The following is a 5,560-nucleotide window of genomic DNA, read 5'->3' as shown; positions in this document are numbered from 1 at the left end:
TATGACGCATAGCAATGAATCACAAGTAAGAAAAGGAAGGCACTGCGTAAGTGCATTACACGCTCACTTAGTATTTGTCACAAAATACAGACGTAAAGTGTTTAATGATGAAAAATTAATTAGGTTACGAGAGATTCTGGCAGAAGTGAGTTTGGATTTTGAAGTAGAACTCACTGAGTTTAACGGAGAACATTTACACGGATTCCAGAGGTGCTAACTCTGCAGCAAGTGCACGAGTTAAAGTATAAAAACCGCTTTTAAGCACCGTAGATGCCTGTGGCAGAACCGCCTACATTTCAGGCTTAATTTGATGTAAAGTTAAAGATTGCACCGCCTTGTACTTTTTTCAAAAATCTAATCGTTGCACGGGAAACACAAAAAAGCACTGTCAAAGTTAGGCGCCATTAAAAAGCCCAAAAACTCAATTGTCATCAACGCTGGATGCGGTTCAGGATAAGTTAAATCACTCCATACTTGACCGCTTAAAAAATTTACAGCCATGATTGAAGAGATAAACTCAGGCCGAAACAGCACTTCACTTTAGTAAAAATACCGGCAGCTTCTTCCTTGCAGATTAATGAAAATGGAAAAGCTCTGCAGTGAACTCTTCATCATGGTCGAGTTTTGCCTTTACAATAAAAGCAATTAAAAATAGCGTCCTTGGATGAAGTAAGCACAACACTCTTGCTACCTCAGCATGTGCGTACCGATTTAGCAAATAGAAGTCTTCTCTTTTGCTATAGCCCCAAAATCATTGAAACTCGTTTACAAAATATGGTGCTTGCCGATAAGGTGTACTGTACTGGCCTGAGGACCTTTATCTCCCGCTTCTTCTGAAAAGCGCACTTCATTGCCTATTTCCAGGGCGTCAAAATCAGCATCTACTAGACTGTTACGGTGGAAATAGATCTCTCTTCCTTCCGGCGTCATTATTCTCCCGAAATTTTTTTCTCCGAAAATCTCAGAGACTTTACCATAGCTCGGTGAATCATGTCTTTTCACTTTGCCACGCTGTTTTCTGACAAAATCCTGCAACTGTCTGCGAAGCGAACTGAAGGCTTCGCGAGTAGCCACGTAGGCATCTTCGTGCGCGTGATGCGGATGCTTAGCTCTGTTCACCAGAATCTCTCCATCCGGCATTGTCAGATCTATTGAAACATGAAATAACTTTCCCTGTTTATGCTGTACATGAGGTTGTTCGATGACGACATGGCAAGCCATAATATGCTCATTAAACTCATCCAGTTTTTTCACTTTCTCCCGTATAAGGTTTTCCAGAGCATCGGAATGCTCTATATCACGAAAGGTTATCTGTAATGGCTGTTTCATAAATCGACTCCTGATCCGTTTATCAACTGGTTTTATGAATATAGTACAATGAACTACTTGTGGCTAAAGCTATCGAGTTTCCAATACGCTAACCGCAACTAATATCAGTGCTGTAAGAAAGTTTGCCGTCTGTTGACGGTCTTCCGTCAGCTCGTTTGTATTTACAAGTAAGGAAAATTTTTGAAGGTCTAGTGGGCCTAAATCGAAAGAATTTAACGCAGCATGCACCATTTGGGCCTCACCCTTCGGGAACGACCAACCAGATTTGGTCAATTATTTCGGCTAAAGCAAAATCCCTCTTTGTTCATTTTTCTAGTAAACTGTCGGATTTTGTATATCCAATTAAGCAGGGACTCATCATTTTGCATACACTTTCTCAACTTAAATCTGGCGAACTATCAGGCATTCACCGCTTAACATTATCAGAAAATTTAACGACATTCCCTTTGGAAATTTTATCACTAGCTGATAGCTTGGAAATTCTTGATTTATCGAACAATAAATTAGCTTCATTACCACAAGAGCTTATTAAGCTGCACAAACTTAAAATAATCTTTGCCTCAAACAATCATTTTGAGACACTACCAGAAGTGCTTGGCCAATGCCCCAACTTAGAAATGATAGGTTTTAAATCAAATAAAATAAATCATGTCCCAGAGAGGTCACTGCCACCAAAGTTACGTTGGCTTATTTTAACTGATAACCAGATTAGCGAGCTGCCTGACTCCCTGGGGGAACGGCCACGACTACAAAAATTAGCATTAGCGGGTAATTGCTTAACACATCTACCTCAAACCTTAGTGCAATCGACAAACCTTGAATTAGTGCGTATTTCAGCCAACCAACTGGCTGAATGTCCTGCACAATTACTAAGCTTACCTAAACTCGCTTGGTTTGCATTTTCTGGTAATCCATTTAGCCGGTCAGATGCAAACATTCCGTCTGTTCCGGAAATACCATCATCCAGTTTCACATTACAAAATGTACTTGGACAAGGCGCTTCCGGCGTTATTTCAAAGGCACAATGGAATCAATACCAAGCCACATTTCCTGATGATATTGCTGTTAAAGTATTTAAAGGGGAAGTCACTAGCGATGGCTATCCAAAAGATGAATTACAAGCGTGCCTGAAAGTAGGTAACCATCCCAATCTGATAAAGTCTTTGGCTCAAGTAAATGAAGATGGATATTTAGCATTAATCATGAATTTGATACCTCCTCACTATAATAATTTAGGTTTACCACCCTGCTTTCAAAGTTGTACACGTGACACCTTTCCAGCAGATTTCACTCTATCAATCGAACAAATTGATAAAATCGTTGCTCAAATGGAAGATGTTTTTACGCATTTACATTTGAATCAGGTATGCCATGGCGACCTCTACGCGCATAACACCCTGTTTAATGATCAAGCCAATATTATTGTTGGCGACTTTGGTGCAGCGACGATGTATCACATGCTCAATGCAGAGCAACAACAGCAAATCAAACAGATTGAGCGGCGAGCACTTCATCATTTTATTGATGACTTATTAAGTATTTGTACGGAAGAGGATAAATTAAATAAAAAGTTTAGACAGCTTAAACAACTGATTACCCCAACACTGATGACTCATTAGTGCATCAATAGAAAAAACAAACATTGTTCCCCCCCTTCAGGGGGGATTCAGGATCAAGTTTTTCATTTTGTAGTAGGTAAGCAGTGCAAAATGAAGGGCTTGCCCCCCCTATGGCCCTTGCGCTCCTTTGACTTCTTTCTTACCTTACTGGCACCGGGTACTGAGGTGATTTGTTCTGCAGTACTCTAATAATATCCATCACAACTGATTCAGAGATGGCCGTTTGAGACTCTAAAGTGAATGCAGCTATGTGTGGTGTTGGGTATACGTTCGGGTGTCGCGCCAAAGCATCAGCATACGCTGGCTCGACGGTTCGAACATCAATCATAGCTCCACTGAGTTGACCTGATTCCAGTGCCGCCAGCAAAGCAGTTTCATTAACAACACCTCCTCTCGAACTATTCATTAGAAAAGCCCCTCTCTTGATCAAACCTATATTTCCCTCATGGAGGAAGTTTTTGGTTTTATCTCCGCCCGGCAGATGAATAGAGATGATATCCGAACTTTTTAGCAGGTTAACCAGATCGGTGTGGTGAAAGGCTGCTGTTACGTTCGAAGGGGTTCGGTTATAGATTAGAACGTTGGCGCCAAGAGCGTCCATCTTCTGAGTAAAGGCCTTACCTATATTGCCAAAGCCAATTACTCCGACATTACAACCACTGATTTCTCTTCCTGTTGAGAGGTATTTTTCCCGGTTCCATACCCCTTGTTTGGCTTCATGGATCGCATCGGGTAGATGACGAAATGCATTAAAGACTTGAGCAACACAGAATTCAGCTACTGCATTGGTATTCTGTAACGGAGCATAGACGATGGGAATATGACATTGATTGGCGTAATCTACGTCGATGTTTTCAGTGCCAGCGCCAAGCCGACCTATGACCTTGATCGATTTTAATTGCTCAAGTAAGTTTGAATTTACCTGTGTCATATTACGAACGATCAGCGCATCATATCCCTTAGCCGTCGTAGCAAGCACTGTCTCATCTCTCCACAAATCATCGAAAACATCGATGGTTACTGTTTCTTGTAATGGTTCAGGGATCTCAAATTTTTCACTTGCTAAAATTTTGTACTTCATTGCTTTACCTTTTACTTTACCACCGATGTAAGCCTGTCATGGTCTTACCTCTGGTGAGTGTGTTTTCTCCGGAAAATCCCTTCATTCCGCTACAACGACTCTATATCGCTGCTATGAATTTTCCTGAGTTCATCACATGCACAAAGTCTGATGACTGCGCGGAGTCGGAAAATGACGGGCGTTACTTTGACAAGATTCATTTTATCTGTTGATGAAAAAACGGCTCAATCCGCCTCAACTAATAGTCAGAAATTATCACTCCTTTGATTTGAATATTGCGATTATCATTGAAAATATTATCGGCACTATCGTCAATACAAGGAATATGAATATGTAAGTGAGGATTTCTGTGGGAAATAACAACATGGTTACGATCATAAACAACCCGAAATAGATATACACAGATAAACAGGCCCTAATAATAGAGCGTAACATTAAGCACATGCTGCTGAATTCCAATGATTTAAATTTAATCTGACTCAATTTATTTAAGCAACTACACCAAACGCTCGCCCCACGCCCGCCGTTAGAGCCATAGCAAGTGCCCCCCAGAAGGTTACGCGGATTGCGCCAATTGCGATTGAGGCGCCTCCTGCCCGTGCCGCAAGACCGCCAAGAAGTGCCAGGAAAACGAGACTGGAAGCCGCAACTGTTTTTATTAAGTGGTCCCCCGGTATAGCCCAAGCCACCACCAGAGGAAGAGCAGCACCAATCGTAAATGTGCCTGCGGAATATAAAGCGGCCTGAACCGGTCGTGCTCCTGCAGTTTGCGAGATACCGATTTCATCTCGTGCATGCGCCCCTAGCGCATCATAAGCCATTAATTGTTTAGCAACTTCTTTTGCCAAATTGGGCTCGAGTCCGCGCTCTTCGTATATTTGTGTAAGCTCGTCAATTTCAAATTCGATATTTTCTTCTAAAGATTTTTTCTCAATGGCAAGATCAGCTCTTTCAGTATCAGACTGTGAACTCACGGAAACATATTCACCAGCAGCCATTGACATTGCCCCAGCGACCAATCCGGCAACACCGGCCAGAAGAATGTTGTCTTTTGCTGCACCTGCTGCAGCCACACCAATGATCAGGCTTGCTGTTGAAACAATACCGTCATTTGCCCCCAGCACAGCGGCCCGAAGCCAACCTACACGATGTGATTTATGAACTTCATGGAGACTCATGAAATAACTCCCTAACTTCTGATTACAGCATGAAATGTCGTGGTCAGGTATTTTGCAGAGGTTTTCTATGCAATTCAAACCATGTAACTTCATATGGCATATAAGTTGACGTCCTCCCCCCCCCCCTCGCTAACGCGCCCGACAAGTCGGGAAAGGAAGGGGATTCCGGTTAGCTGAAAACCAGCGCCAGTGCACCACAATTGCTTGCGATGCCGGTTCCTGCTTCACCGAGCTGGCTAATGCCAATCTCTCCACAGGCTATCACGCAGTGCCCCCGCGCTAATACATTTAATGCGCCAACATGATCTGCGTTGGCCGTAAAACCGCACTCTACACACTTAAAGTCGGATTGC

The 5,560-nt window shown here is 42.6% G+C and carries 5 protein-coding genes and 1 pseudogene; 2 read left to right on the top strand and 4 right to left on the bottom strand.

Annotated elements, in window-relative coordinates; all coding sequences use genetic code 11:
• Nucleotide 1 precedes the first annotated feature (1 nt).
• Nucleotides 2-199 (top strand): annotated as a pseudogene (locus ABZA00_RS15995) (transposase); the annotation flags it as partial.
• A 566-nt stretch (nt 200-765) separates the two neighbouring features.
• Here the strand turns inward: ABZA00_RS15995 and ABZA00_RS15990 are convergent.
• Entirely contained in the window at nt 766-1,329 is a 564-nt protein-coding gene (locus ABZA00_RS15990; RefSeq protein ID WP_372883150.1) for an HPF/RaiA family ribosome-associated protein, read from the bottom strand.
• 362 nt (nt 1,330-1,691) lie between these two features.
• Between ABZA00_RS15990 and ABZA00_RS15985 the strand changes: the two genes are divergently transcribed.
• A complete protein-coding gene (locus tag ABZA00_RS15985; RefSeq protein WP_372883151.1) occupies nt 1,692-2,948 on the top strand; it encodes a leucine-rich repeat-containing protein kinase family protein in 1,257 nt (418 codons plus the stop codon).
• Nucleotides 2,949-3,087: 139 nt separating this feature from the next.
• Here the strand turns inward: ABZA00_RS15985 and ABZA00_RS15980 are convergent, their stop codons facing one another.
• From ABZA00_RS15980 to ABZA00_RS15970, 3 genes are all read right to left on the bottom strand, one after another.
• Nucleotides 3,088-4,029: an NAD(P)-dependent oxidoreductase gene (locus tag ABZA00_RS15980; RefSeq protein WP_372883149.1), complete on the bottom strand. Its 942-nt coding sequence runs from the start codon at nt 4,027-4,029 to the stop codon at nt 3,088-3,090.
• A gap of 488 nt (nt 4,030-4,517) precedes the next feature.
• Entirely contained in the window at nt 4,518-5,207 is a 690-nt protein-coding gene (locus tag ABZA00_RS15975; protein WP_372883148.1) for a VIT family protein, read from the bottom strand.
• Nucleotides 5,208-5,376: 169 nt separating this feature from the next.
• Nucleotides 5,377-5,560, bottom strand: a 184-nt coding sequence (locus tag ABZA00_RS15970; protein ID WP_372883147.1) for a zinc ribbon domain-containing protein, incomplete at its 5' end; no start/stop codon positions are given.

It is taken from the genome of Psychromonas sp. (assembly GCF_041586535.1).
In the GTDB taxonomy this organism is placed as follows: Bacteria; Pseudomonadota; Gammaproteobacteria; order Enterobacterales; family Psychromonadaceae; genus Psychromonas.
The sequence above is the reverse complement of the archived record's forward strand: the minus strand, read 5'-3'. Positions and strand labels throughout refer to the sequence as shown.

Bases quoted from the DNA above. Each gene is read 5' to 3' on its own strand.
- ABZA00_RS15990 (WP_372883150.1), bottom strand. From the start codon at position 1,329: ATGAAACAGCCATTACAGATAACCTTTCGTGATATAGAGCATTCCGAT.
- ABZA00_RS15980 (WP_372883149.1), bottom strand. From the start codon at position 4,029: ATGAAGTACAAAATTTTAGCAAGTGAAAAATTTGAGATCCCTGAACCA.
- ABZA00_RS15975 (WP_372883148.1), bottom strand. From the start codon at position 5,207: ATGAGTCTCCATGAAGTTCATAAATCACATCGTGTAGGTTGGCTTCGG.